Annotated in this window: 26 protein-coding genes; 9 read left to right on the forward strand and 17 right to left on the reverse strand. The window is 63.2% G+C overall.

What is annotated here, in order from left to right:
- Positions 1-131: 131 nt before the first annotated feature.
- The 8 genes from JY500_RS06720 to JY500_RS06755 all read right to left on the reverse strand — a co-directional run bounded on the left by JY500_RS06720 (position 132) and on the right by JY500_RS06755 (position 8,827).
- Complete coding sequence (locus JY500_RS06720) at positions 132-2,792, reverse strand: polysaccharide deacetylase family protein (RefSeq protein WP_206255654.1); 2,661 nt, start codon at positions 2,790-2,792, stop codon at positions 132-134.
- 93 nt (positions 2,793-2,885) lie between these two features.
- Positions 2,886-3,593: a protein-methionine-sulfoxide reductase heme-binding subunit MsrQ gene (locus JY500_RS06725; protein ID WP_206255656.1), complete on the reverse strand. Its 708-nt coding sequence runs from the start codon at positions 3,591-3,593 to the stop codon at positions 2,886-2,888.
- Complete coding sequence (gene msrP, locus JY500_RS06730) at positions 3,593-4,531, reverse strand: protein-methionine-sulfoxide reductase catalytic subunit MsrP (protein ID WP_206255658.1); 939 nt, start codon at positions 4,529-4,531, stop codon at positions 3,593-3,595. Before msrP ends, JY500_RS06725 begins: the two co-directional genes overlap by 1 nt.
- 130 nt (positions 4,532-4,661) lie before the next feature.
- Complete coding sequence (locus JY500_RS06735; RefSeq protein ID WP_206255660.1) at positions 4,662-5,447, reverse strand: anti-sigma factor family protein; 786 nt, start codon at positions 5,445-5,447, stop codon at positions 4,662-4,664.
- 1 nt (position 5,448) lies between these two features.
- A complete protein-coding gene (locus tag JY500_RS06740) occupies positions 5,449-5,952 on the reverse strand; it encodes an RNA polymerase sigma factor (RefSeq protein WP_343073438.1) in 504 nt (167 codons plus the stop codon).
- 15 nt (positions 5,953-5,967) lie between these two features.
- The gene (locus JY500_RS06745) at positions 5,968-6,351 is read right to left on the reverse strand and encodes a COG4315 family predicted lipoprotein (protein ID WP_172203860.1); all 384 of its coding nucleotides are present in this window, start codon (positions 6,349-6,351) and stop codon (positions 5,968-5,970) included.
- A gap of 86 nt (positions 6,352-6,437) precedes the next feature.
- Positions 6,438-7,067, reverse strand: coding sequence for a lytic transglycosylase domain-containing protein (locus JY500_RS06750; RefSeq protein WP_206255662.1), 630 nt, complete (start codon positions 7,065-7,067; stop codon positions 6,438-6,440).
- 14 nt (positions 7,068-7,081) lie between these two features.
- Positions 7,082-8,827 (reverse strand): proline--tRNA ligase, encoded by a 1,746-nt coding sequence (locus JY500_RS06755; RefSeq protein WP_206255664.1) that lies wholly within the window; start codon positions 8,825-8,827, stop codon positions 7,082-7,084.
- 114 nt (positions 8,828-8,941) lie between these two features.
- Here JY500_RS06755 and JY500_RS06760 point away from each other — a divergent pair, with 114 nt between their 5' ends.
- Together JY500_RS06760 and coq7 are read left to right on the forward strand one after the other, a co-directional pair.
- A complete protein-coding gene (locus JY500_RS06760) occupies positions 8,942-9,481 on the forward strand; it encodes an RNA pyrophosphohydrolase (protein WP_172203854.1) in 540 nt (179 codons plus the stop codon).
- Positions 9,474-10,094, forward strand: coding sequence for a 2-polyprenyl-3-methyl-6-methoxy-1,4-benzoquinone monooxygenase (gene coq7 / locus JY500_RS06765; protein ID WP_206255666.1), 621 nt, complete (start codon positions 9,474-9,476; stop codon positions 10,092-10,094). The genes JY500_RS06760 and coq7 overlap by 8 nt, the downstream gene beginning before the upstream one ends.
- Positions 10,095-10,170: 76 nt before the next feature.
- Here coq7 and JY500_RS06770 read toward each other — a convergent pair whose 3' ends face one another.
- Complete coding sequence (locus JY500_RS06770) at positions 10,171-10,587, reverse strand: OsmC family protein (RefSeq protein WP_172203850.1); 417 nt, start codon at positions 10,585-10,587, stop codon at positions 10,171-10,173.
- Positions 10,588-11,072: 485 nt separating this feature from the next.
- On the opposite strand from JY500_RS06770, the gene rplM reads away from it, so the two are divergent.
- The 3 genes from rplM (at position 11,073) to JY500_RS06785 (ending at position 13,153) form a co-directional block, all read left to right on the forward strand.
- Positions 11,073-11,501, forward strand: coding sequence for a 50S ribosomal protein L13 (gene rplM, locus JY500_RS06775; protein WP_172203848.1), 429 nt, complete (start codon positions 11,073-11,075; stop codon positions 11,499-11,501).
- 18 nt (positions 11,502-11,519) lie between these two features.
- The gene (gene rpsI / locus JY500_RS06780; RefSeq protein WP_425493203.1) at positions 11,520-11,912 is read left to right on the forward strand and encodes a 30S ribosomal protein S9; all 393 of its coding nucleotides are present in this window, start codon (positions 11,520-11,522) and stop codon (positions 11,910-11,912) included.
- Between the two features lie 176 nt (positions 11,913-12,088).
- Positions 12,089-13,153: a porin gene (locus tag JY500_RS06785; protein WP_172203844.1), complete on the forward strand. Its 1,065-nt coding sequence runs from the start codon at positions 12,089-12,091 to the stop codon at positions 13,151-13,153.
- 111 nt (positions 13,154-13,264) lie between these two features.
- Here JY500_RS06785 and JY500_RS06790 read toward each other — a convergent pair whose 3' ends face one another.
- The 4 genes from JY500_RS06790 to JY500_RS06805 all read right to left on the reverse strand — a co-directional run bounded on the left by JY500_RS06790 (position 13,265) and on the right by JY500_RS06805 (position 18,740).
- Complete coding sequence (locus JY500_RS06790) at positions 13,265-16,123, reverse strand: valine--tRNA ligase (RefSeq protein WP_206255667.1); 2,859 nt, start codon at positions 16,121-16,123, stop codon at positions 13,265-13,267.
- 94 nt (positions 16,124-16,217) lie between these two features.
- The gene (locus JY500_RS06795; RefSeq protein WP_206255669.1) at positions 16,218-16,802 is read right to left on the reverse strand and encodes a hypothetical protein; all 585 of its coding nucleotides are present in this window, start codon (positions 16,800-16,802) and stop codon (positions 16,218-16,220) included.
- Positions 16,799-17,230 carry a DNA polymerase III subunit chi gene (locus JY500_RS06800; protein WP_172203838.1) on the reverse strand — a complete coding sequence of 144 codons (432 nt, stop codon included), beginning with the start codon at positions 17,228-17,230 and terminating at the stop codon, positions 16,799-16,801. Before JY500_RS06800 ends, JY500_RS06795 begins: the two co-directional genes overlap by 4 nt.
- A 16-nt stretch (positions 17,231-17,246) precedes the next feature.
- Positions 17,247-18,740 carry a leucyl aminopeptidase gene (locus tag JY500_RS06805; RefSeq protein WP_206255671.1) on the reverse strand — a complete coding sequence of 498 codons (1,494 nt, stop codon included), beginning with the start codon at positions 18,738-18,740 and terminating at the stop codon, positions 17,247-17,249.
- Between the two features lie 92 nt (positions 18,741-18,832).
- Here JY500_RS06805 and lptF point away from each other — a divergent pair, with 92 nt between their 5' ends.
- On the forward strand, positions 18,833-19,909 hold the full coding sequence (lptF, locus tag JY500_RS06810; RefSeq protein ID WP_172203834.1) for an LPS export ABC transporter permease LptF: 1,077 nt from the start codon (positions 18,833-18,835) through the stop codon (positions 19,907-19,909).
- Positions 19,906-20,979 (forward strand): LPS export ABC transporter permease LptG, encoded by a 1,074-nt coding sequence (gene lptG / locus JY500_RS06815; protein ID WP_206255672.1) that lies wholly within the window; start codon positions 19,906-19,908, stop codon positions 20,977-20,979. The genes lptF and lptG overlap by 4 nt, the downstream gene beginning before the upstream one ends.
- Before the next feature lie 20 nt (positions 20,980-20,999).
- On the opposite strand, the gene JY500_RS06820 is transcribed toward lptG, so the two are convergent.
- Genes JY500_RS06820 through JY500_RS06835 form a run of 4 tightly spaced genes read right to left on the reverse strand, consistent with a single transcriptional unit; the run spans position 21,000 to position 22,991 of the window.
- Positions 21,000-21,449 (reverse strand): RDD family protein, encoded by a 450-nt coding sequence (locus tag JY500_RS06820; protein WP_246479816.1) that lies wholly within the window; start codon positions 21,447-21,449, stop codon positions 21,000-21,002.
- Between the two features lie 47 nt (positions 21,450-21,496).
- Positions 21,497-22,078, reverse strand: a complete 582-nt coding sequence (locus JY500_RS06825) for a DUF3106 domain-containing protein (protein ID WP_206255674.1) — start codon at positions 22,076-22,078, stop codon at positions 21,497-21,499.
- The gene (locus tag JY500_RS06830) at positions 22,048-22,428 is read right to left on the reverse strand and encodes a DUF3619 family protein (protein ID WP_172203827.1); all 381 of its coding nucleotides are present in this window, start codon (positions 22,426-22,428) and stop codon (positions 22,048-22,050) included. Before JY500_RS06830 ends, JY500_RS06825 begins: the two co-directional genes overlap by 31 nt.
- Entirely contained in the window at positions 22,425-22,991 is a 567-nt protein-coding gene (locus tag JY500_RS06835) for an RNA polymerase sigma factor (protein WP_172204147.1), read from the reverse strand. Before JY500_RS06835 ends, JY500_RS06830 begins: the two co-directional genes overlap by 4 nt.
- 132 nt (positions 22,992-23,123) lie before the next feature.
- On the opposite strand from JY500_RS06835, the gene JY500_RS06840 reads away from it, so the two are divergent.
- Both JY500_RS06840 and ilvN read left to right on the forward strand, forming a co-directional pair.
- Complete coding sequence (locus JY500_RS06840) at positions 23,124-24,833, forward strand: acetolactate synthase 3 catalytic subunit (protein WP_172203825.1); 1,710 nt, start codon at positions 23,124-23,126, stop codon at positions 24,831-24,833.
- Between the two features lie 141 nt (positions 24,834-24,974).
- On the forward strand, positions 24,975-25,466 hold the full coding sequence (gene ilvN, locus JY500_RS06845) for an acetolactate synthase small subunit (protein WP_172203823.1): 492 nt from the start codon (positions 24,975-24,977) through the stop codon (positions 25,464-25,466).
- Positions 25,467-25,487: the final 21 nt, after the last annotated feature.

The raw sequence follows: 25,487 nt of genomic DNA on the forward strand, positions 1-25,487 counted from the left end.
ATCGCCTGCAGCTACCTTGATCGTAGAAGGCCGGCGTGCCCCTCGCCATGCGATTCGCGTCCCCGCCGGACGGGAGCCGCCCGCGGGCGCTCGGGGCGGCCCCTGGTCCGGCGCGCCCCGGGATCGTCAGATCAGAGCTGGCTGAGCTGTTGGCGGGCGTAATCCGAGCCGCTGCCGCTGGGGGCGAGTTCCAGGTAGGTGCCGAAGGCCTTGCGCGCGCAGTCCTTGTCGCCCGATTGCGCGCAGGCGTCGCCCAGGTTGCGGTAGGCAATCGCGCGTGAGGGGTCCATCTTGATCGTGTTCTCAAACCAGCGCGCCGCCTCCTTGTACTTCTGCTGCTTCAGGTAGATGAAGCCGAGGTTGTTCGCGGCCAGTGCGAAGTCCGGGCGCTGCTTGAGTGCTTCGGTGAACTGCGCCTCAGCGGCGGCGTACTGCTGCTCGCGGTACAACTGCAGCCCGCGGTCGTTGGCGCGTTGCGCCAGTTGGCGAGCGTTCGCCGCGACCGGTTTCGGTACCGCCAGCTTGGTTTCGTTGCCTTGCAGATCCTTCACCACCACCGGCGCGCTGCTGGCAACAGTGGGCGCGGCTTCGGCGAGTTTCTGGTTCAGCGCGACGGCGTCGCGCGGCAGCTGTTCGGTGCTCGGGCTGAGGAACTCGTTGCCGGACTTGAGCTGGAACACGAACTCACCGCCCTGCGAGCCGGGCAGGCTGCCGAAGGCTGGTGTCTGCTGCGAGATACCGGCCACGGCCGGGGCGATGTAGGCCGCCAGTTCGGTGCCGGTGATGAAGCCGTCGCCGTTCAGATCGGCCTTGCCGCCCAGCGCTTGCAGCAGCGTCCAGGTAAACACCGAATGCCCGCCGGGGCCACCGTCCGCCACCAACTGGTCGGCACCGCCCGCGGTGAGCATCTGGCGGCCAATGCGACGTGCGTTCTCCTTCAGGAAACTGTTGTTGCCGCCGCCTCGGGTGAGCCCGAGCCCGCTGTAGCACGCATCCATCACGAACAGCACATGCTTGGCCGTGAGGCTCTCGGCGATGTTCTGGATCTCGGTCATCGGGATCGCGTCGGACGCCATCTGGGCCGGGTCGGAATCAACCGGGATGATGTAGCCCAGATCGCGGCCGGAGCTGAGCTTGCGGGTCGCGCCGTGGCCGGCGAAGAACACGAAGATGCGGTCGTTCTTCTTTACGCCGCCGTGGGCGAGCCGGTCGTGGAACGTCGAGAGGATCGCGTTGCGCGTTGCCTCGCCGTTCTTCAGGCTGAAAACCCGTTCGCTGGCGAAGCCGAATTCGTCGATCAGCGTCTGGCGGATTGCGTCGGCGTCGCGTGCGGCGTACTGCAGCTTGGGCCATTTGGCGTAGTTGTCGATGCCGACGACGACTGCCCATGAATCCTCGTAGCCGGTCGTGACGGTGGTCTTCTCCTCCGCCTGCGAGGCGGGCACGCTCGCGGCGGTAAAGCCCTTGCCGTCCCAGCCGGCGAAGCGGTAGCCCTCGGCCGTGAGCTGTTCGAGGATCTTGGGCAGCGCGGTGACGGTGCGCTCGTGGATGTCGTGGAACAGGATGATGCCGCGACCTTCCTTGGCGACACTCTTGAGCACGCGGTCGGCGATCGAGTTGGGCACCGGGTCGGCCCAGTCCAGCGAATCGATGTTCCACATGATCGAACGCAGTTTCAGCGCGGCCAGTTCGTTCATAGCCTCGCGGCTGCTTGCCCCATATGGGAAGCGGAAGAGGCCGGACGGCGCCGGGTCGACTGCCTTCAGCAGCAGGTCGGTGCGGCTGATCTCGGCTTTCAGCGGGTCGCCCGACGCTTTCGATAGCTGTGCATGGCTGTAGCTATGGTTGGCCAGCACATAGCCATCCGCCTTCAGCCGCTTTGCGACGCTCGCACGCGCACCGAGCTGGGCCTTGCCTGCGTCGGATACCGTGCCGAGGTTGTTGCCGACCTCGAAGAACACCGCTGGCGCGTTGTATTGTTTGAGGATCGCGGCGATCTCTTCGGTGTAGGCGTTGTGCGGGCCATCGTCGAAGGTCAGCACCAGCGTCTTGGGCGGCAGGTCGTAACCGAATACCGGCTTTTCCTGGTCGTCATCATCCCCCTTGGCGGCGGGGTAGGGCACGATCTGCCCGTAGTCCTTCATGATCTGTTCGCGCGAGTACAGCTTCTTCAGGTGCGCGAGGTAGTCGTCCCACTTCTCGCGTTTGAGCGTGATCGCGCGCGTATCGAAACGGTCGAAGACCTGCCGTAGCTCCTTGTCGTACTGGTGTTCGATCTCCTGCATGGCGTCGAGGTCTTCGCCGACGCGTTTGTGCAGTTTGATTGCCGGCAGCGTGGAATCCTGCTGCAGGCTGAGCTCCAGCGCCTTGAGCAGTTCGCGGTAGGCGAGGCGGTCGGCATCGAACAGCCCTTTGCCGGATTCAATCTGTGCCAGCAGCGCTTCGAAGGTCTCGAAGCGACGGTCGTTGCCGGAAGTCGTTAACTCGGTGATCTGCGCTTCCAGTTTCGCGCGGTCGGCGAGGTTTTCGTGGAACAGCGCCTGGCCGACCTGATTGGCGGCGGCGCGCTCCTTGTCGCTCATTGCGCGCTCGTCCGCCAGCAGCACGATCAGCTTGCGATAGCGCTCCAGCAGCAACTGTGCGCCTGGCAGCAGATCGACGACCGGGGCGGCGCTGCTTGCCGGCGCAGTGGTCGTGGCCGGTGTGCTCGTGGCGGAGGCGTTGGGCTTGCAGGCGGCAAGCAGGCCGGCGCTCAGCAAGAGCGCGAGAACAGCGTGAGGGGCGAGGCGCATGGCGGCTATGAACAAAAAGAGTCGCCGCGGAGTGTACTGCGCCGCGGCGCCATGCATTGCGCATTGCGTCGCGGCTGCCGACCAGCGCTGAACTCAGCGCTGCACGATCGGGATGATGCGTTTGCCCAGCGGTGCGGCACGCGGCGCCAGTTGCCGGCGGCGTTCCTGCTCGCGCCACCAGGCGCGGGCGCCGAGCAGCAGCGCGAGGATCAGGCCATAAATCAGCGGCTCGGTGACGTCGCGCTTTACCAGCCACCAGAAGTGCAACACCGCCAGCACGCCGATCGCGTAGACCGAACGATGCAGCGCCTGCCAGCGCCGGCCGCCAAGTCGGCGGATCGCGAAGTTGCTGGAGGTTGCGGCGAGCGGCACCAGCAGCACGAAGGCGGCAAACCCCACGGTGATGAAGGGGCGCTTGACGATGTCCTTCGCGATCGCAGCCCAGTCGAAGAACTGGTCGAGCCACACGTAGGTGGCCAGGTGCAGGCTGGCGTAAAAGAACACGAACAGGCCGAGCATGCGGCGCAGCCGGATCAACCAGTGCCAGCCGGTGAGCCGGCGCAGGGGGGTGACCGCGAGGGTGGCGAGCAGCAGGCGCAGCGTCCACTCACCACTGGCGCGCGTGATGGCTTCGATCGGGTTGGCGCCGAGCTGGTCGTGCCACAGCCCGTTCAGATACCAGCCAAGCGGCAGCAGGCACAGCACGAACAGCGCAAGTTTGGCGAGCGTGATCTGTGCGCTGCCCGGCCCGCGGGGGGCGTTGCGGGCCGGGGCCGTCGGGCGGCGCGTTGCGGTTTGCATCAGTAGAACTTCCTCAAATCCATGCCGGCATAGAGTTTGGCGACTTGCTCGGCGTAGCCGTTGAAAGGCAGTGTCTTGCGCTTGCCGAACTCGCCCAGGCGGCGCTCGCTCGCCTGGCTCCAGCGCGGGTGGTCCACCTCAGGATTGACGTTCGAATAGAAGCCATATTCGTTCGGCGCCGCCTTGTTCCAGGCCGTGCCCGGCTGTTTGTCGGTGAGGCGGATCCGAACCAGCGACTTGGCGCCCTTGAAGCCGTATTTCCATGGCACGACCAGCCGCAACGGCGCGCCATTTTGCGCCAGCAACTCTTCGCCATACAGGCCAAGCGCAAGCAGGGTCAGCGGATGCATGGCTTCATCCAGCCGCAGGCCCTCGGTGTAGGGCCAGTCGAGTACGGGCAGTGCGAGGCCCGGCATGCTGGCGCGATCGGCGGCGCTTGTGAACTCGACGAACTTTGCACTTCCGAGTGGCTCGACCTGCTTGAGCAGGCTCGCGAGCGGAAAGCCGTTCCACGGAATCACCATCGACCAGCCTTCGACGCAGCGCATCCGGTAGATGCGTTCCTCAATCGGCGCCAGCTTCAGCAGATCGTCGATCGCAAAGGTGCGTGGCTTGGCACAGAGCCCTTCGACGCGCACCGTCCACGGCCGCGTCTTGAAGCGGCCCACGTTGCGCGCCGGGTCGTCCTTGCTGGTGCCGAACTCGTAGTAATTGTTGTAGCTGATGATGCTGTTCTGCGGCGTGGGCTTCTCATCCGTGGAAAACGGGCTCTTCTGGATGCTGCTGAAGGGCGCGGCCCCGAAGGCGGCTGGCGCTGCGAACGCAATGCCGCCAAGGCCGGCGGCGCGGATAAAGTCTCGCCGGCCGCGATAGAGCGATTCGCTGGTGATTTCGGACGGCACGATCGGGTGCGCGTCGTCCTGAATGCGGATGAGCATGGGTGTCTCCGTGACGTCGGTAGGGCGGTGCAGCAGGCCTGGTGCAGGCGCGCAGGCGGATCCTGCTTAAGATGACCGGCGCTGGGGCCGCGACCTTACATCCCCTCCGACCAGAGCCTCGCGATTGCGTTCAACCCGGCGCGCCGCCCCGTTGCAGCTGGCGATAGACCAGTTCGGCAATCTGCAGCAGCGCTTCACGCGGCAGCTTGGCCGAGAGCGCATAGCCCATGCCGCCATCGACCCAGTAGAACACCGACAGCTCCTTCTCCGCCGCGAAGCGGAAGGCGGTCTCCGGCGACGCGGCGTTGTGCCGCACATACAGCGTAAGCCGTTGGCCGGCCTCGTTCTGGTACATGAACTGCGCCACTGCGCCGCCTTCGCTGCCGGGCAGCAGGCGCCCGCCGACCAGCATGAACCCGCTTGCGCCCAGTTCGGGCACGGTCAGCGGGCTGCCGAGCCGTTTGCTCAGCCATGCGACCAGATGCGTCTGCTGTTCGGCGCCGACCTCGACCGGATGCCGCACCTCTGGCACATACACCGCATGCGCGATGGCGGCCGCCCGTGGCAAGCCGGCAAGCGGGTCGCCTGCAGCCGGTGTGGCGGCCGGGCGGGGCAGTGCATAACCCAGTACGCCACCGAGTGCGACACAGGCAAGCGCGGCGGCAAGCTGCAGCGGCCAGCGTGGCCGTGGCGGGCGGGCGGCATCGAGCAAGCGTTGCGGAATCGGCTCGTCGAGCGTCGTGTCAAAGGCTGCATGCAGCGCGTTGCGCTGGCTGGCCCAGGCGCTGGCGCGTGCGGCCAGTACGGCATCCTGCGCAACGATCGTGGCGACACGGGCCGAGGCCTCGGCATCGGTTTGACGGTCGACCCAGGCTTGCAGTTCGTCGGTGGAAATCGGGGTGTCTTGCTGGCTCATATCACTTCACCCGCTTGAGAGCAGGTTGCGGGAGCGCTTCGCCGCCAAGCAGCCGGCGCAATTGTTCGCGCGCACGGAACAGGCGGCTCATCACGGTGCCGACCGGAATGCCAAGTACCTCGGCCGCCTCGTCGTAGTGGAACTCCTCCAGCGCCACGAGCAGCAGTACCTCGCGCTGGGTATCGGGCAGCAGCGCGAGCGCCTGCTCCAGGTCGCGCCTGTCACCCCAGCGGTCCTGCAAGGGGCTGATTGGTGAATCGGGCAAACCGTCTTCACCCTCGTCCTGTTCAATCGCAGGACGGCGGACCTGGTTGAGCCAGATCCGGTGCATCACGGTAAACAGCCAGGCACGCGCATTACCGCCTTGCCATTGCCCGGCGCGCTCGAGCGCGCGTTGCAGCGTGTCCTGCACCAGGTCGTCGGCGCGCGTGCGGTCGCCGGCCAACGCCCGCGCGTAGCGGCGCAGGCGCGGGATCTCGGCGACCAGTTCTGCGTGCGACAGCACGAGCGCCGCTTCAGCTCAGGGTTTCACGACATGCCAGAGGCCGTTGAAGCCGTCGCCCGTGCGGTCGCCGGCCTTCGCGTCCTTGCTCCAGAAGTACAGCGGCTTGCCCTTCCAGGCCCACTGCGGCTTGCCGTCGTCGCGCTTGATCACACTCCAGTCGCCACCGCCCTTTGCGTCGGGCGCGGCGTACATCGGCGGCCAGTTGGTGGCGCAGGGGCCATTGCACACGCTCTTGCCGCTGTCGGCGCCATCCTTGTCAAAGGTGTAGAGCGTCATGCCGGAATGGCTTGTCAGAATGCCGTCCCGCACGGTTGCGGGCGTCGGTGCCTTGGTAGTCGTCGTGGCGCAGCCGGTGAGAAGCAGGGCTGCGGTGCAGAGGCAGGCGAGAGCTGTGCGCATGGCGGTGTCCTTCCGTGGGTGGGTACCTCACAAACACCTGGGGGCGCCGGTTTATTCCATCGCCGCCCCGAGTTCTGGCCGGGCTTCTAGTTCCGCGTTGGCAGCGTCTGCTGCGCGACCTTGTCGACCGGCTGCCAGCCCCACTGCCTCTCCCAGGCCGCCCGCACCATGTTCGGGTACTCTGGCCGCCCGAGGCTGCCGTTGTAGCGCCCGAGCGCGCGGTACAGGTCGCCCTTTTCGATGTCGAGGTAGTGGCGCAGGATCGTGCAGCCGTAGCGCAGGTTCGTGCGGATATGGAACAGATTCTGATCCGGCGTGCCGATCTGGCGCACCCAGAACGGCATCACCTGCATGTAGCCGCGCGCGCCGACACCCGACACCGCGTACTTCTTGAATCCGCTCTCGACCTGGATCAGGCCAAGCACCAGTTGCGGATCGAGGCCCGCACGCTGTGCTTCGTAGTAGACCGTCTTGAGGAAGTCGATCCGCTCTTTCGGATCCGGCATGCGCTTGATCAGGCGTTGCGACATCTCGCTGATCCAGGTCACGCGTTCGACCGGGCTCGGGAAGATCGGCTCCGGCGCGGCGCGGTCCGACACCGCGCCGTGCAGCGCCGCGCGCACGCTCGCCGATAGGTCCTCTTCCCGCTGTGCACCGGCGAATGCGGCCGGAGCGAGCAGGGCGATTACCAGGGGCAGGGCGTGGAGCGGTTTCATGCGCATGGCTTTGTTTACGACCCGACGCGCGCTTTCACGAAGGCCGCCAGCTCGGTGACTGCGACTTTCGTCGCTTCGGCGTCACGACGGCCCTGGTATTCGGCCTGGCCTTCCTTGAGCCCACGGTCGGAGAGCACCACACGGTGCGGCACGCCGATCAGCTCCCAGTCTGCAAACATCGCGCCCGGGCGCTCGCCACGGTCATCCAGGATCACGTCGATGCCGGCAGCCGTGAGTTCCGCGTATAGCGCATCGGCCGCGACCTTCACGTCTTCCGCTCGGTCGTAGCCAATCGGGCAGATCGCGACGGTGAAGGGTGCGATCGAATCCGGCCAGATGATGCCGCGGGCGTCGTGGTTCTGTTCGATCGCAGCACCGAGGATGCGCGTCACACCGATGCCGTAGCAGCCCATCTCAAAGTGCTTCGGCTTGCCGTCCTCGTCAAGGAAAGTGGCGTTCATCGCCTTGGAGTACTTGGTGCCGAGGTAGAACACGTGGCCCACTTCGATGCCGCGCTGGATCGCGAGCGTGCCCTTGCCGTCCGGCGAGGCGTCGCCTTCCACCACGTTGCGGATGTCGGCAACGACGTCCGGTTCCGGCAGGTCGCGACTCCAGTTCACGCCAGCGATGTGGAAGTCGACTTCGTTCGCGCCGGTGATGAAGTCGCTCATCAAGGCCACCGTGCGGTCGGCGACGATCTTGACCGGCTTCTTGAGTCCGACCGGACCGAGGTATCCCGGTTTGCAGCCGAAGTGCTCGACGATTTCGGCTTCGGTTGCGAAGCGGAAGCCGTCCTTCAATCCCTCGACCTTCCCGGCCTTCACTTCGTTCAGATCGTGGTCGCCGCGGACAAGCAGCAGCCAGACGGTGCTCTTCACGATTGCGCCGGTCTCGTCGACCTCATCGGTCGCCAGCACAAGGGACTTCACGGTGTTGGCGAGCGAGGTGCCCAGCAGGGCGGCTACATCGGCGCAGGTGCTCTTGCCCGGCGTCGGCACCTTGTTCAGGGCCTGCGTGGGCGCAGCGCGCTCGGCCAGCAGCGGCAGGGCTTCGGCGAGTTCGATGTTGGCGGCGTAATCAGACTGCGGGCAGTAGACGATCGCATCTTCGCCGGTTTCGGCGATCACCTGGAACTCATGCGAACGATCGCCGCCGATCGCGCCGGTGTCGGCCGCCACTGCGCGGTAAGTCAGGCCCAGGCGGTCGAAAATCTTGCGATAGGCCGCATACATGTTCTCGTAGCTCTTGCCTGCGGCTTCCACGTCACGGTCGAAGGAGTAGGCATCCTTCATCAAGAATTCGCGGCCCCGCATGATGCCGAAACGCGGCCGGCGTTCATCGCGGAACTTGGTCTGGATCTGGTACAGGTTCTTCGGCAGCGCGCGATAGCTCTTCAGCTCCTGGCGGGCGATGTCGGTCACCACCTCTTCGGAGGTCGGCTGCATCGCGAAGTCGCGTTCATGGCGGTCCTTCAGGCGCAGCATCTCCGGGCCCATCTTGTCCCAGCGGCCCGTCTCCTGCCAAAGCTCGGCCGGCTGCACCAGCGGCATCACCAGTTCGACCGCGCCGGCGCGGTTCATTTCCTCGCGAATGATGTTCTCGACCTTGCGGATCACCCGCAGGCCCATCGGCATGTAGTTGTAGATCCCGGCAGAGAGCTTGCGGATCAGGCCCGCCCGCATCATCAGTTTGTGGCTGACGATTTCTGCGTCGGCGGGGGCTTCCTTGAGGGTCGTGATGAAGAACTGGCGTGCGCGCATGTCGAATCGCTAAATCGGGGCAAACCGCCATTTTAGCTCAGGGGGCGTCGCTTTCCTTCGTTTGCCGCATGTGGAAGAATTCGTGGCAATTCAGCTAATTTTCAGGTGGTTCTCATGCTCGACCGGGACGGTTATCGCCCCAACGTCGGCATCATCCTGGTCAACGCGCGAAACGAGGTCTTCTGGGGTAAACGTATCCGTGAGCATTCTTGGCAGTTCCCGCAAGGCGGTATCAAGCATGGGGAATCGCCCGAGCAGGCTATGTTCCGCGAGCTCTTCGAAGAGGTGGGCTTGCGGCCGGAGCACGTGAAGATTCTTGGTCGCACGCGCAGTTGGCTGCGGTACGACGTCCCACGCCACTGGGTGAAAAGAGAGTGGCGTAATACCTATCGTGGACAGAAGCAGATCTGGTTCCTGTTGCGGCTGCTTGGCCGCGATTCGGATGTCTCTCTGCGGGCAACCGAGAAGCCGGAGTTCGACGCGTGGCGTTGGGCGGGCTATTGGGTGCCGCTGGAAGCGGTGATCGAGTTCAAGCGGCAGGTCTATCGACTGGCGCTGAATGAACTCTCCGGTGTGTTGTTCCGTGGCGTACATGCGCCCGAACGGCCGCCGGCCTACGCATTGAGTGAGGCGCATCCGAGCAATCATGATTGACGGCCTGATCATCGAATTCGATCGCGCGCTGCGCACGATCTTCGCGCCCGCACGCAGCGTGCGGCCGACCCCGGGTGCTGATCAGCCCGAGGCGGACTTGTCCGAGTCGGAGCGGGCGCATGTTGCCGGGCTCATGCGCGTCAATCACGTCGGTGAAATCTGTGCGCAGGCGCTGTATCAAGGGCAGGCGCTAACGTCCAGCGACCCGTCGGTCACCGAGGCGCTTCGCCGCGCCGCCGACGAGGAAACGGAGCACCTGGCCTGGACGGAGCAACGTATCGGCGAGATGGGGGGGCGCAAGAGCTTGCTCAACCCGCTCTGGTACGCCGGTGCGCTGTCGATTGGCGTGGTGGCCGGCAAGTTCGGCGATCGCTGGAATCTCGGCTTTCTTGCGGAGACCGAGCGGCAGGTCGAGGCCCATCTGTCCGGTCATATGGATCGCGTGCCGCACCAGGATGGCCGATCGCTCGCGATCCTTGATCAGATGCGCAAGGATGAGGCCGGCCATGCAGATACCGCTGTCGCGCTGGGCGCTGCGGAATTGCCCGCACCGGCTCGACTCGCGATGAAACTCGCTTCAAAGGTGATGACCACGGTGGCCTACCGGGTCTGAATCGTTTCGCTATGGCCACATGCGAGTAAAACAGAAACGGCGGCCGATGGCCGCCGTTGTCTTAGGCAGGCAGCGCTCAGTCTTCAACGACCTCGAAGTCGTGCGTAACTTCAGCCGTCTTGCCCAGCATGATGGAGGCCGAGCAGTACTTCTCGGCTGACAGGCTGACGGCGCGCTCGACCGCTTCCCGCTTGAGCGCCTTGCCGCGCACGATGAAGTGGTAATGAATGCGCGTGAATACTTTCGGGTCGGTCTCGGCGCGTTCGGCCTTCAACTGGGCCTCGCAGCCGGTGACAGCGTGCCGGCCCCGCTTGAGGATCGTCACGACGTCAAAGGCGGAACAGCCACCCGCGCCCGCGAGCAACAATTCCATCGGGCGAGGAGCGCGGTTCTTCCCTCCTGCATCGGCGGCGCCTTCCATGGTCACAAAATGGCCGCTTCCGGTGCTGGCAAGAAACGTCGCGTCATCAACCCACTTCACGCTGCATTCCATACTTCATCCTCTTTTGGTCTGGGGCCCAGGCTACGAGCAGGGGAGGGGCGATTCTACCGCTTGATCGAAAATGCTGCGCCGCATCATTGTTGGGCGCGAGCGGCCCGTGCCGTCAACTGAACGACAAGTCAGTCACTAAAATAGTTCATTAAAAATCATTGGCTTGGCGATGCATAAGGTGGGCTTATTTCGACATAAAGAGGTTCGTTCGGCGAGGGGGTCCGGAACCTTGCAATGCACAAGCCCGGCGCCCATAATCCAAACCGTAGTGATTGATTCGGTGCCGCAACAGCGAGCCGAAGCAATCCCGGGTTTGTCTCCTCCACCCTCCTCCTTTGGTGTGGACTTGGCGCAGCTCTTCGGGCTGCGTTTTTTTTTGTGTTTTTCGATCAGTGTTTGACTTTGGAAGAAGTTGGCGAGTAGAATTGCCGGCTTTCCGCATTTGGGCCTGGAACGGGTCCTAGAAGAAATCAAGGGACATTCTCATGAGGACGTTTTCTGCCAAGCCGCACGAAGTTAAGCGTGATTGGTACGTGGTGGACGCGACCGACAAGGTTCTGGGCCGTCTTGCCTCCGAAATCGCGCGTCGCCTTCGCGGCAAGCACAAGCCCGAGTACACGCCGCACGTCGATACCGGCGACTTCATTGTCGTCGTCAATGTCGAAAAGCTGCGTGTGACTGGTACCAAGTCGCTGGACAAGAAGTACTACCGTCACTCGGGTTACCCGGGCGGCATTTACGAAACCAACTTCCAGAAGCTGCAAGACCGCTTCCCGGATCGCGTTCTGACCAAGGCCGTCAAGGGTATGCTCCCGAAGGGTCCGCTGGGCTACGCGATGCTGAAGAAGCTGAAGTGCTACGCCGGTGACACGCACCCGCACAGCGCCCAGCAGCCGAAGGCCCTCGAAATTTAACGGAGCCGAGTAATGGCGATCGCGAATCCTTACAAGTACGGCACGGGCCGCCGCAAAACTGCTGTGGCACGCGTTTTCATCAAGCCGGGCAACGGCAACATCGTTGTTAACGGCAAACCGGTCGACGTGTTCTTCTCTCGCGAGACGGGCCGCATGATCGTGCGTCAGCCGCTGGAAGTGACCGAGACCGTCGGCAAGTTCGACATCCTGGTGAACGTCGACGGTGGTGGCGAGTCGGGTCAAGCCGGTGCGGTGCGTCATGGCATCACCCGCGCGCTGATCGATTACGACGAGACGCTGAAGCCCGCGCTGAAGAAGGCTGGTTTCGTGACGCGCGATGCGCGTGAAGTCGAGCGTAAGAAGGTCGGTCTGCACGGCGCACGTCGTCGCAAGCAGTTCTCGAAGCGCTGATCGCCGTTTCAGTTGCTCAGTCAAAAAGCCCGCGAAAGCGGGCTTTTTGTTTTTTACGCCAATCGAACGCGGGGTTTGGCGGTTTCGTCGTTTTGAAACATTTGCTGACTAAGCTTCTCCTGTTGCGTGTCACACACAAACGTGGCGCGCGCGTCACTTGAAACTGAGGAGAAGCAGTGAAACATCAGCAGAAGATTGCACTTGCCGCCGTTGCCCTGATCAGCGGTAGTGCTATGGCCGTCGATAGCAGCGTGACCGTATACGGCCTCGTCGATATGGGCTATGCCTATCGCACTGACAACTACGATGCGAGCAAATCGGGTCGCAACGGCATCGATAGCGGCATCGCGAGCGGTTCCCGCCTCGGTTTTCGTGGCGTTGAAGAAATCTCGCCGGGCCTCAAGGGCAAGTTCGTGATCGAAGCCGGTATCAACGCGGACCAAGGGTCGGCCGCGCAGGGTGGCGCTGCTTGGGGCCGCCAGAGCTGGCTGGGTCTGGATGCAGGCGTTGTCGAGGCCCGTCTGGGCCGCCAGTACTCGCCGGAATACCTGATCTACGGTGACATCGATCCGTTCTCGCATGGTCAGGTTGCCAAGGCGAGCAACATCTTCCAGCACGTGAAGACGTACGACCGCATCAACAATGCGTTCTACCTCACGACGCCGTACTTTGGTGACGTCTTCTCGGTGGATGCGATCTACTCGTTCAACCGTGGTGGTGACGAGGCTGTTGCGAACGCGGGCGACAAGCGCTTCTACGCGATTGCGCCGAAACTCCAGTTCGGCAAGATGTTCAAGGTTGTCGCCAACTACAGCCACGACTACGACAAGGCCAAATACACCACCGATACCGTGGTTGAACTCGGTGCGATCGTTGACTTCGGGGTGGCAAAGATCTCGGGCGCTTACGCCCAGCCGAAGCTCGAAAGCACGCCGGTCGGCGCTGCGAAAGAACCGAAGAAGTACAACCGCTACCTGCTGGGCGCGACCGTTCCGTTTGGTAACTTCTCGCTGCTCGCGTCCTATGCGTACTCCAAGGACAAGAACGATCTTGACGAGAAGGCCACGCAGATCGGCATTGGCGGCACCTACGCATTCTCCAAGCGTACCGACATGTATCTCGGCTTCGCGCGTATCGACGCGGATGACAAGATTGCCGTGAAGTACGGTGTGTCCGACGGCTCCAACACCTTCAACGACTACCGTAGCGGTTTCAACCTGGGCGTCCGCCACAAGTTCTAAGCATCAGGTGCTCGAGTCCCTTTACAGAGGCGCCGCTGGCGCCTCTTTTTTTCGCTCCCAGAAAATGAAAACGGCACCGAGCGGTGCCGTTTTCATGAGTTTGATTAAAGGTCAGCCCAAGCGTCCCAGTTGCTCTCTGAGCTTCTCAAGCGTTGCTCCGAAATCGGCAAGCCGTTTCTTCTCCTGCTCGACCACCGCTGCTGGCGCGCGGGCGACGAAGCTTTCGTTGGCCAGCTTGGCGTTCGCCTTCACCACTTCGCCCTCAATGCGAGTGATTTCCTTCGTGATCCGCTCGCGTTCCGCTGCGATGTCGATCTCGATCTTAAGCATCAGGCGGAAGTCGCCGACGATCTGCACCGGGGCGGGCGAGGGTGGCAGGGCATCGCCCGCTGCCGCCACACTCTCAAGCTTGCCGAGCGCGGTCAGGTAAGGCGCGAAGGCCTCGACGTCGGCCACCGGGCCGGCGACGATCAGCGGCACCTTCTGCGCCGGCGACAGGCTCATCTCGCCACGCAGGCTGCGCACTGCGCTGACCAGCGCCTTGAGCTGCTCGATGCGAGCCTCGGCCTTGGCGTCGATGCGCTCGAGATTGGCGCGCGGGTAGGCGACCAGGCACAGGCTCTCGGCGTCCTTCTTGCCGGCGAGCGGGGCCACGGTCTGCCACAGCTCCTCGGTGATGAAGGGGATCACCGGGTGCGCCAGGCGCAGGATGGTCTCCAGCACGCGCAGCAGGGTGCGGCGCGTGGCGCGCTGCTGCGCCTCGTTGCCGGTGTTGATCTGCACCTTGGCGAGTTCGAGGTACCAGTCGCAGTACTCGTCCCACACGAGCGTGTAGATCTCGCTCGACAGCAGGTCGAGGCGGAAGTCGGCGAAGTGCTGCGCGACGGCGGCCTCGGCGCGCTGCAGGCGCGAGACGATCCAGCGATCGGCGTCGGAGAAGGCGAGGTAGCTGCCGTCGCACTCGCTCGGCGCGTGCTCGTTCAGGCCGCAGTCCTTGCCCTCGGTGTTCATCAGCACGAAGCGCGTGGCGTTCCACAGCTTGTTGCAGAAGTTGCGGTAGCCCTCGCAGCGCTGCATGTCGAACTTGATGTCGCGGCCCAGCGTAGCGAGGCTGGCGAAGGTGAAGCGCAGCGCGTCGGTACCGAAGGCGGGGATGCCCTCCGGGTATTCCTTGCGCGTCTTCTTCTCGATCTGCGCGGCCTGCTTCGGGTTCATCAACCCGGTGGTGCGCTTGGCGACGAGGTCGTCGAGCTTGATGCCGTCGATCAGGTCGATCGGGTCGAGCACGTTGCCCTTGGACTTGCTCATCTTCTGGCCTTCGGCGTCGCGCACCAGACCATGCACGTACACGGTCTTGAACGGGATCTTGCCGGTGATGTGCTTGGTCATCATGACCATGCGCGCCACCCAGAAGAAGATGATGTCGAAGCCGGTGACCAGCACCGACGAGGGCAGGTAGAGGTCCAGCGCGTCGTTGGACTGGGCCGGCCACTCGGGCGTCCAGTCCAGGGTGCTGAAGGGCCACAGGGCGGACGAGTACCAGGTGTCGAGCACGTCGTCGTCACGCTTCAGGGCGCCGGTGTAGCCCTCGGCCGCAGCAACGGCTTTGGCTTCCGCCTCGTCGTGGGCGACGAAGACGCGGCCGTCGTCGGCGTACCAGGCCGGGATCTGGTGACCCCACCACAGCTGGCGAGAGATGCACCAGTCCTGGATGTTGTTGAGCCACTGGTTGTAGGTGTTCACCCAGTTCTCGGGCGCGAACTTGATCTCGCCCGAGGCCACGCATTCAAGCGCCTTGCCGGCGATGCTCGTGCCGTCCGGGCCGGCTTTGCTCATCGCAACGAACCACTGGTCGGTGAGCATCGGCTCGATGACGACGCCGGTGCGGTCGCCACGCGGCACCATCAGCTTGTGCGGCTTGACTTCGCCCAGTAGGCCCAGCGCCTCGAAGCCGGCGACGACCTGCTTGCGCGCCTCGAAGCGGTCCAGCCCGGCCAGGTGCGCCGGCAGCGGCGTGCTGCCACTGATCTTGCCGCCGGTGACGACGGTGCCCTCGGCGGGCACGGCGCCTTCGAGCGTCAGCACGATGATCATCGGCAGGTTGTGGCGCAGGCCGACTTGGTAGTCGTTCTGGTCGTGCGCGGGCGTGACCTTGACGACGCCAGTGCCGAATTCGCGGTCCACATACTCGTCGGCAATGATCGGCACTTCGCGGCCAACCAACGGCAGCGTGACCGTCTTGCCGATCAGGTGGGCGTAGCGCTCATCTTCCGGGTGCACCATCACGGCGGTGTCGCCGAGCATGGTTTCCGGGCGCGTGGTGGCCACGGTCAGCGAACCGCTGCCGTCAGTGAGCGGGTACTGCAGGTGCCACAGGAAACCGTCTTCCTCTTCGGATACGACTTCCAGGTCCGACACTGCGGTGTGCAGCTTCGGGTCCCAGTTCACGAGGCGCTTGCCGCGGTAGATCAGCCCCTCGCGGTAGAGGCGCACGAAGGTCTCGGTGACGATTTTCGAGAGGCCCGCGTCCATCGTGAAGCGCTCGCGGCTCCAGTCGGGCGAGGTGCCGAGGCGGCGCATCTGCTGGGTGATGGTGTTACCGGAGTATTCCTTCCACTCCCACACCTTCTCGAGGAACTTCTCGCGCCCCAGATCGTGGCGCGACACGCCCTGCGCATCGAGCTGGCGCTCGACGACGATCTGCGTGGCGATGCCGGCGTGGTCGGTGCCCGGCTGCCAAAGCGTGTTGTGGCCCAGCATGCGATGGTAGCGGGTAAGCGCATCCATCACTGTCTGGTTGAAGCCGTGGCCCATGTGCAGTGTGCCTGTGACATTGGGCGGCGGCAGCAGGATGCAGAAGGCGTCGGGGTTGGACTTGTCCAGACCGGCCTTGAAGTAGCCCGACTGTTCCCAGTTTGCGTACCAGCGCCGTTCGATCTCGGCGGGCTCGAAGCTCTTTGCGAGTTCCATTATTTTCGTCTGGAAAATCAAAACCTTGGATTATAGCGAATGGACGGTCACCCCCGCCGCCGATGCGGTGCAGGGTGACGACCGTCCGCGGGGGTCAATCTTGTTTGGGCGTGTTCAGCGTTGCGTCGAGCAACTCGGATAGCTTGTGCGACAGATCCGGTACCAGCGTTGCCCGCATATGTGCCAGCGTCTTGATGCGCAGCCGTTCAACCATGCCGTCGACTTCGGCCGCGACGATCTGGGGCAATTCGTTGCTGATCCAGCTCTCGAGGGTCTGAGCGATGTGCGCGTCAAACTCAATCAGTTGCTCCGCTATTCGCATCTGCGCGGCCTGCGCCTGAACCGAGGCCTCTTCTCGCGCTGCTTTGGCGGCGGCTTCGGCGGCGGCTGCAATGATTGCGGGGTCGGGTTCGACGACCACCGGGGCGGAATCTGCGGGGGGCTCGGTGACGGGTTCCGTCGCGACAGCGGCGGCGGCTTCGGCAACCTCATCGTCAAGCGCAATCTCGTCCGCGATGTCCTCAAGGACCGGAAGGTCCTCGCCGAGCACATCCGTCAAGACTGGCAGATCGTCGGCCCGCGGCAGGGTACTGGAGCGATGCCGATGAATCAGCGCATCGGCTTTCACCAGCAGGGTGTCCGACGCGTCCAGGTCATCGTTCGGAGTGATAGGCGTCATGAGCGCTCGCGTGCGGAAAGGTCGTTTGCTTCGGGTTCAAGTCCGCGCTCACGATAGAAGGCCCAGCGCGCGCGTGCGGGGGCACGGTCGGCGGGGTCCGATGTCACGATCTCGATGACCTGCGTAAAGCGCTCGAAAGCGGGCGGAGCATCGTTGCCGAGGTTGATCAGCACATCCAGGTGCTGCGGATCTTCCAGATGGGTATCAATCAACACCGGTGTCTCGGCCGCGAGCGGTGACGTGCTCATCACATGCGGCACGAACGCGAGCGGCTGAAACGTCCAGAGCAGCGCGTCGAAGCGGGTCGCCTGGCCCGCTTCGGGCGCAAACACGGTGACCTTGCGTCCGTGCCGGTACGCGGCGGCCGTCAGGCGACAGGCCGCCGAGAGTTTGTCCGGCGCGTTGTGGAAGAAACGGACTTCGGTCACTGTGCGGGCGATCTCATCAGGCGCCGGCGCGCTTGATCAGGAACTGCGTCAGCAGCGGCACCGGGCGGCCAGTGGAGCCCTTGTCGGCACCGGACTTCCATGCAGTACCGGCGATGTCGAGGTGTGCCCACTTGTAGGCCTTCGTGAAGCGCGACAGGAAGCATGCCGCGGTGATGGTGCCGCCGGCGCGGCCGCCAATGTTTGCCATGTCCGCAAAGTTGCTCTTCAGCTGTTCCTGATACTCGTCGAACAGCGGCAACTGCCAAGCGCGGTCGCCCGCGGCAACGCCCACGTCCAGGAGCTCGCGCGCGAGTTCGTCGTCGTTGGCAAGCAGGCCGGTCGTGTGGTTGCCCAGGGCAATTACGCAGGCGCCGGTCAGTGTGGCGATGTCGATCACGCACTCAGGCTCGAAGCGCTCGGCGTAGGTCAGCGCGTCGCACAGGATCAGGCGGCCTTCGGCATCGGTGTTGAGGATCTCGATCGTCTGGCCTGACATCGAAGTGACCACATCGCCCGGCTTCACCGCTGAGCCGCCCGGCATGTTCTCGGTGCTCGGGATCAGGCCGACCACGTTGATCGGCAGTTCGAGTTCGGCCAGCGCACGGAAGGTACCCAGAACCGATGCGCCGCCGCACATGTCGTATTTCATTTCGTCCATGCCTTCGCCCGGCTTGAGCGAAATACCGCCGGAATCGAAGGTCAGGCCCTTGCCGACCAGCACGATTGGCTTGGCCTTCTTGCTCTTGGCACCGTGGTACTGCATCACGATGAAGCGAGCCGGTTCGTGCGAGCCCTTGGTGACCGACAGGAAGGAGCCCATACCGAGCTTTTCGATGCCGGCATTGTCGAAGGTCTCGACCTTGATGGACTTGAATTCCTTCGCGAGCTTCTTCGCCGTGTCGGCAAGGTGTGTGGGGGTGCAGACGTTGCCGGGCAGATTGCCCAAGTCGCGCGCCAGCGCCATGCCGGCTGCGATTGCGCTGCCCTGGGCTGCGCCGCGCGTGGTTTCAGCGCTCGGCTTTGCCGCGAAGGCGAGGGTGATCTTGCTGGCGCCGCGCTTGTCGTCATCCTTCTTGGCGCGCGGCGCGTCGTATTTGTAGGCGGTGTCGCGAAGAATCTGCGTCGCTTGAGCCGCAAGCCACTTGGCATCGCGCCCCTTGAGTTCCACGTCAGCAAGCGTGACGACGGCGTCGCCGGCCTTCAGGCTTGCAAGGGCCTTGGCGGCGGCAGTCAGCGCGCTGCGATAGGCCTTTTCGTTGAATTCGTCTTCCTTGCCGTAGCTCACCAGCAGTACGCGTTCTGCCAGGACTCCGGGCAGGTGATGCAGCATCAGCGTTGCACCCGCTTTGGCGTCGAGATCGCCGCGAGCGATGAGTTTGGCGAGGGTCCCGGCACTGGCTTCGTCGAGTCGTGTGGCGATGGTGCCGAGGGTCTTCCCGGCGAATACACCGACCACGAGGCACGCGCATTTCTGCTTTTCCGGGGTTACGGATTTCGTGCTAAATTCCATCAATTGCTCCTGGCAATGGACGCTTGCGCGCAGAGCGGACGATTATCCCGTGTCCCTCCAGCGCCGTCAAAACCGCACCGGCGCTTACTCGAATGGTCTTTCAGCGCGCAGCTATGCGCGAATTCGCCGCCAATGCGGTGGCGATTTTCGTTGCACTGTTTTTCATCCTGCTCACCGTGATCCTGATCCGCCTGCTCAGCCAGGCTGCAGGCGGTCGGCTGCCGCCTGACGCGGTGCTGTCGTTGATCGGCTTCACCGCGCTCAATCACCTGGGCACCTTGCTTTCGCTGACGCTCTTCATCTCGGTACTGATGTCGCTGACGCGTGTCTATCGCGACTCCGAGATGGTGGTCTGGTTTGCGAGTGGTGTGCCGCTGTCGGCCTGGATCAGTCCGGTTCTCAAGTTCTCGCTGCCAATCGTCGCAGTCATTGCGGTGCTTTCCGGCTACCTGTCGCCGTGGGCGCAGGGGCGGGCGCAGGAGTATCGCAAGCAGCTTGAGGCGCGCGACGACGTATCGAGCGTGTCTCCGGGAACGTTCCGCGAGGACACTGGTGGCCGGCGCGTATTCTTCGTCGAATCGGTGGCGGAGAACGATGCCGAGGTGAAGAACGTATTCGTGTCGATGCCCCTGGCGGATCGCCTGCGGATCATCGTGGCTTCGCACGGGTCGGTTGAGGTTCAGCCGAATGGTGATCGTTTCGCGGTGTTGAAGGATGGCCGTCGCTACGACGGGCGGCCCGGAACGCCAGAATTCAGCGTCACGCGTTTCGATACCTATGCGATCCGGATCGAGGCGAAAGAGGTCGGCGTTCTCGAGATCACTCCGCGCATCACGCCAACCCCGCAGTTGATTGCGGTGCCGACACCGCAGAATCGCGGTGAACTGTCGTGGCGGCTTGGCTTGCCGCTCGCTGCATTGGTGCTGACGTTGATCGCCGTGCCGCTCTCGTTCGTGAATCCGCGTGCGGGGCGGGCGGTCAACCTGCTCTTCGCGGTCTTCGTGTTTTCCACCTACATCAGTCTGTTGCAGGTCATGCAGGCATGGATCGGGCAGGGCAAGATCGGCTTCGGTGCGGGCCTCGCGGCCCTGCATGTGCCGATGGCTGTGCTGCTGATCGGCATGTTCGCGCACCGCATGCAGTTGCTGTCGCGCCTGTTCCGCCGATGAAAACCATCCGCCGTTACCTGAGTCTTGAGATCATCGCGGCGTCAGCGCTGGTGATGCTCGCCTTTCTGGCGCTGTTCGGCTTCTTCGACCTCGTTGAAGAGCTCGATAAAGTCGGCAAGGCGGGATACCGCCTCAAGCACGCATTGATCTTTGTCGCGCTCTCGCTCCCCAGTCGTGCTTACGAGATCTTCCCGATTGCCGCGCTGATCGGCACGCTGTTCGCCCTGACCCAATTGGCGCGCAACTCCGAGATCACCGCCATGCGGGCGGCGGGTCTCTCTACGCGGCGCGCGGTGATCGTGATCGCCCAGATCGGATTGCTGTTTGCGACCATGACCTTTGTGCTGGGCGAATTTGTTGCGCCGCCGCTTGAGCGCGTGGCGCAGAAGTGGCGCCTGCGCAGCACCAACTCGACCTTGCCACAGGAATTGAAGTCCGGCTTCTGGGTGCGTGACGGACGCCTGTTCGTCAATGCGCAACGCGTTCAGCCGGACAAGGGCCTGGAGGGCGTGCGGATCTACGAGTTCGACAAGGATCTGCGCTTGGTGTCGCTGTCCGAAGCGGTTCGCGGCGAATACAAGCCGCGTGAGGGCTGGCGGCTGACGGATGTAAAGCGGACGCAGTTTCTCGCCGATCGAACGGTGCTTGAACGCTTGCCATCGATGCAATGGCAATCAGAGCTGACACCTGAACTGGTCAGCGTGGTCATGGTGACGCCGGAGCGAATGGCGTTGAAGACGCTGATCCCGTACGTGCAGCACTTGAAGGACAACAACCAGAAGACCGGCCGGCACGAAGTGGCGGTCTGGAAAAAGCTCGTTTACCCGTTCGCGTCCATCGTCATGATGTGTCTTGCGCTGCCGTTCGCTTTTATCCATCACCGCAGCGGGGCGGTGGGCGCGAAGGTGCTGCTTGGCGTGGTGATTGGCATGACCTTCCACCTGCTCAATGGGTTGTTCACCAACCTCGGCGTGATCAATGGCTGGCCGCCCGCGGTCAGCGCTCTCGCGCCGAGCGTCCTGTTCCTGCTCGCGACAGCGGGAATGCTCTGGTGGGTCGAGCGCCGCTGAGGCGGCGCTGTCTTGTTCGCTTATTCGCCAGGCCGGCCCGGCAGCAGTACGACGCAGGTGCCGGCGAAGCGGTCGTGGAGAAACTGGCCGTCGCGGTCAAAGAGACTCCAGATCAGCCCCGCGCCGAAGAACAACAACGACGGCCATGACAGCACGTAGCGCATGAGCCGCTGCGAGGCGTTCGGCAGTTTCCCGCTCTGCGCATCAACAATCTGCAGCCGCCACGTCTGCATGGCCAGGGTCTGCCCGTTCCGTCCCCACAGCACATAGAAGTACAAGCCGAGCACGCCGAAGACATGCATCAGGCTGACCCAACCAGGGGGCAGGGTCTTGGTCATCATGCCAAGAATCATCTGCGGCAATAGGAACGCGAACGCCAGCACGCCGAGCAGGAGCAGGGCTTCATAGAGCATGCAGGCAAGGCGTCGGCGCAGGCCGGCCAGTTCGGCGACGAGGCGTTTTTCGGTCACGGCGATCTTTGAGGAATGCCGCCGCCACAGGTGGCGGCGTGCGGTGTTTAATAGCGGGGGTAGAGCGCCTCGGGCAGTACCGGGGCGGGCTCAGGGGGCGGTTCGACCGGTGGCGGCGGTGGCGGACGAAGCTCACTGCGGTATGGCCGCAGGTAGGGCGGAATCAACCACTCCTGCGGAATCGCGCCGCCGATGCTGGGCTTTGTGCGGGTGGCACGCGAGCGCAGTTTGTCCTTCTCTTCATCCGGCAGATTCTTGTACGCATCCCATTGCTGCCGCAGGGCGGGGCGTTGGTCGCTTGGTAGCTTCTGAAGGCGCTTGTACTGATCGCGCGCCTTCTTCCGCTCTTCCGGCGTCAGTTGGGCCCAGGATTCCATCCGGCGCGTGATGCGATCACGCTCGTTGGGTGTCATTTCAGGAAAACGCGCAGCGATCCCGATCCATTTGTTGCGACGTGTCGGCCCCATCGCGGACCATTCTTTTTCCAGCGGCGCGAGAATCGCGCGTTGTTCCGGCGTCAGCGCGGCCCAATCCGGCGCTGGCGTCGCCGCACCCGCGAAGGGCGCTACGAGTAGCGCCAGGACAATCAGCCAGGCCCTCAGCTGGCCGAGTCGTCCGGCTTGAGCCATCGGTCAAATCCATGATCAAGATAGGCGTCGATCGGGAGGTCGTCCGAAAGCAGGGCGCTGTCGACCTCTTCGAGTTCCGAGCTCATGACGCTGTCGCGAAGCGTATCCGCTGCGACCAGCATCAGAATCGCGGTGAGCGTCACCATTGCGAGGCGGCTGTGGGTATTCCACAGATCCGTCACGGTTCTGCTGACGCCAGCAAGGCTCAGCCCGCTGGTGCGGGCGCGTTGATGCTCCAGTGCGGCACGGCGAGCGAGTTGAAGGCGTGTTTCTACCTGCGGGCCAAGGCCGCTGAGGCTACGGTCAAGCGTCGCAACGATCCGCTTGGCGATGATGTCTTCTGTGTTCATGGCTCGATCCCCCGGGCACGCAATGCGGCCGCCAGCGTGTGCGTTGCCCGCGAGCAGTGTGTCTTGACACTTCCCTCGGTGCAGCCCATCGCCGCGGCCGTCTCGGCTATATCCATTTCCTCCCAGTAACGCATGAGGAAGGCTTCCCGTTGACGTGGTGGCAATTTCGCAATTTCCTGTTCAATCACGCCGAGCGTCTGCCGCTGCTCTTCCTGCAGGTGCGGCGCCTTGAATGCCGCAATGTCAGACTCGGCGCCCAGTGTTTCCAGCGGGTCCCCGCCGTCTTCCTCGCTGTCTGGCGAGAACGCAGACAGCAGAGTGGTCCACAGGTTTCGAACCTTGCTGCGCCGGAAATGGTCGTTGATCCCGTTTTGCAGGATGCGCTGAAAGAGCGCGCCGAATTCCTCGGCCGGCCGATCGCCGTAGCGTTCGGCCAGTTTCATCATGGCGTCCTGCACAACGTCGAGTGCCGTGTCTTCATCCCGCAGCGCAAAAAAGGCCTGCTTGAAGGCCCGACGCTCAACGCTGGAGAGAAAGTCTGAAAGTTCGATCCGGGAAGCCAGGTGAAACCTCGTGTGGCCGTCGCCGCTTCATGGTGTGCTGCAGCGAGGATGCCTTGACCAATCCGTTGCACACCGTTGACAATGTACCTCCCCCTCCCTCCGGAGGGGCTTCTGTCTTTTTTGGGTGCTGCAATGGTTTTGACTGGTGCGGAGATTGTAATCAGGTGTCTGCAAGAGGAAAAGGTCGAGTATGTTTTCGGCTATCCCGGCGGCGCCGTGCTTTTCCTCTACGACGAACTGTCCAAGCAGGACAAAGTTCGTCACGTGCTGGTTCGCCATGAGCAGGCCGCCGTACACGCTGCGGATGGCTACGCACGCTCCACCGACAAGGTGGGCGTTGCGCTCGTAACTTCCGGCCCGGGCGTCACCAACGCCGTGACCGGTATCGCGACCGCGTATTGTGATTCGATTCCGATGGTGATCATCAGCGGGCAAGTCCCGACTGCCGCCATTGGTCAAGATGCTTTCCAGGAAGTCGACACGGTCGGGATCACCCGTCCGTGCGTCAAGCACAACTTCCTCGTCAAGGATGTCCGCGACATCGCTTCGACAATCAAGAAGGCCTTTTTCCTCGCCAAGACCGGACGTCCTGGCCCTGTGCTCGTCGACATTCCTAAGGATGTCTCCGCGCACAAGTGCGAGTACGAGTATCCGAAGTCTGTGACCTTGCGCTCCTACAACCCGATCGTGAAGGGTCACCAGGGGCAGATCCGCAAGGCGCTCGGTTTGTTGCTCGAAGCCAAGCGGCCGATGATCTATGCGGGTGGCGGCGTGATTCTGGCCGATGCGGCGGACAAGCTGACGAAGCTGACCCGACTGCTCGGTTTCCCAGTTACCAACACGCTGATGGGGCTTGGTGGCTACCCGGCCACTGATCGCCAGAACCTCGGCATGCTGGGCATGCACGGCACGATCGAAGCAAACATGGCGATGCATCACAGCGATGTGCTGCTCGCGATCGGCGCTCGTTTCGATGACCGCGTGATCGGCAATCCGGCGCACTTCCAGTCCGAGCCGCGCAAGATCATCCACGTGGACATCGATCCGTCGTCGATCTCAAAGCGCGTGAAGGTCGATGTGCCGATCGTTGGCAATCTCGCCGATGTGCTGGACGACATGATCAAGATGCTGGAGTCGTCAGGCGATCGCCCGAATCCGGCCCAGATCGAGCCGTGGTGGAAGCAAATCGAAGAGTGGCGTAGCCGCAATTCGCTCAGCTACAAGAACAGCACCGAGGTCATCAAGCCGCAGTTCGTCGTCGAGACGTTGTGGAAGATCACCAACGGCGACGCGTTTGTGACCTCGGATGTGGGCCAACACCAGATGTGGGCGGCCCAGTACTACAAGTTCGACAAGCCGCGTCGTTGGGTGAACTCGGGTGGTCTGGGCACGATGGGCTTTGGTCTGCCAGCAGCAATGGGCGTTCAGCTCGCGCACCCGGAAAAGCCGGTCGCCGTAATCACCGGCGAAGGCTCGATCCAGATGTGTATCCAGGAGCTCTCGACCTGCAAACAGTATCGTTTGCCGATCAAGGTTCTGAGTTTGAACAACCGCTATCTGGGCATGGTTCGCCAATGGCAGCAGTTCTTCCACGGTAACCGGTATTCCGAGTCCTACATGGATTCGCTACCTGATTTCGCCAAGCTTGCCGAGGCCTACGGGCATGTCGGCATCCGCGTCGAGAAGCCGGGCGATGTGGAAGGCGCCATCCGTGAGGCGTTCAGCCGTAAGAACGATCTGGTCTTCCTGGACTTCCAGGTGGATCCGACCGAAAACGTGTTCCCGATGGTTCAGGGCGGCAAGGGTCTCACCGAGATGATCCTGTCGTCCGAGGATCTGTAACACCCGCGCACCGTTAGAACGGGGTGCCGCTCAACCGCGGCGGCACCCGCCCAGCGCGCTTACCGGCATGCTGGGCGGCGGAAGGTCACCCGAGGGCTTTCCGTGGCCGTACTGCAGTGTGCTCACAAGCAGGCAACACTTATGAGACACGTCATTTCATTGCTGCTCGAAAACGAGGCTGGCGCGCTGTCGCGTGTGTCCGGGCTGTTTTCTGCGCGTGGCTACAACATCGAGTCGCTGACCGTAGCGCCGACCGAAGATCCTTCGCTTTCGCGAATGACGATCGTGACGTCGGGTTCGGATGACATCATCGAGCAGATCACCAAGCAGCTGAACAAGCTGATCGACGTGGTCAAGGTGGTCGATATTTCCGAAGCTGCGCATATCGAGCGCGAGCTCATGCTGGTCAAGGTGCGAGCGACGGGCAAGGATCGCGAAGAGATGAAGCGCATGGCGGAAATCTTCCGCGGCCGCATCATCGACGTGACCGATTCGAGCTACGTGATCGAGCTGACTGGTACGCAGGACAAGCTCAATTCCTTTGTCGGCGCGATTGATCGTGACCTGATTCTGGAAACAGTGCGCTCCGGCGTCTGCGGTATCGGCCGCGGCGACCGCGTGCTCAAGATCTGATTTGCCCCATTCACACGCTAT

It is taken from the genome of Niveibacterium microcysteis (genome assembly GCF_017161445.1).
Lineage (GTDB): Bacteria > Pseudomonadota > Gammaproteobacteria > Burkholderiales > Rhodocyclaceae > Niveibacterium > Niveibacterium microcysteis.